This is a genomic window from Vibrio sp. 2033 (genome assembly GCF_033339735.1).
In genome coordinates this window covers 1-909 of the sequence record NZ_JAWOVC010000164.1, presented here as the reverse complement: position 1 = coordinate 909, position 909 = coordinate 1, and the positions used below count along the sequence as shown (strand labels likewise).

Annotated in this window: 1 protein-coding gene and 1 pseudogene; one reads left to right on the top strand and one right to left on the bottom strand. The window is 45.8% G+C overall.

Annotation, left to right across the window (positions count from 1 at the left end; all coding sequences use genetic code 11):
* The coding region (locus tag R7P74_RS25335; protein WP_318123400.1) for a MipA/OmpV family protein at positions 1-209 on the top strand (209 nt) is incomplete at its 5' end.
* 91 nt (positions 210-300) lie between these two features.
* On the opposite strand, the pseudogene R7P74_RS25330 reads toward R7P74_RS25335, so the two are convergent.
* A pseudogene (locus R7P74_RS25330) lies at positions 301-909 on the bottom strand (ABC transporter substrate-binding protein); the annotation flags it as partial.

Here is a 909-nt window from a genome sequence, read left to right as displayed (position 1 = left end):
GTGAAGCGACGGCAAACCGCAAAGCATACAAAGGTGATGCAACGGTAAGCTACGGTCTGGGCTACAAACTGGTTATGCCAATTAATGACAACTGGCAAATCAACCAAACAACTCAATACACTCGCCTAGGCAGTGGTATCAGTGATTCATCTGTTGTAGATAGCGAAAACCAATGGGTTGTTGGCGTAAGCGTGTCTTACAACTTCTAACTCAGATTTTAATTTGAAATCTAAAAAAAGCCATCGTACTGATGGCTTTTTTGCTTTCTAGAATATGATGATGCGATTGGCATCAAACGGGCTAACTACTGTGAGCAATCCAAAGTCGGTGTAAGTCGCTATAGCCTGTATTCTTAACTTGCACGCCCCGAACTTGTTGAGTTTTTGTCACTTCTTCGTAGCCAATGAACAAAGGCAAATAGACATATTGCGCGCGCAGCGCTTCTTCAATACCCAGCAAATGAGAAATCGGTTGTTCATAGGCAATGGCTTCTTGAAGCAGCTCGCGGTGACGCTCCATCTGGTTTTGTTCGAAACTAAAACGTAAGCCAGTCGCCACAGATAGCCATTCGAAGACCCCATATTCAAATGGCGCTTCCATGACCTCTTCAATGAACAATAAATCCGCCAAGTGTGAAACTGACTCGGGAAAACTAATGTCTTCCACTTTGATGACCTCTAACTCTAGCCCCGTGCTACGAATCACCTCATGCAACCATTCAGAATGTCGCATCAAGTTCGGGATAGTCCATATCGGTTCAGCAAGCACGACTTTGCCTTGTAGCGTTGGCGCTGTCTCAGCGCTACAACCTGGCTCAAGAGGCGATAACTGAATACTGTCGACGGCACTTTGTGGCTCATGGTGCCGCTTTTGCTGATTAATATAGTTGGCAAGCTGGCGCCACTCTTG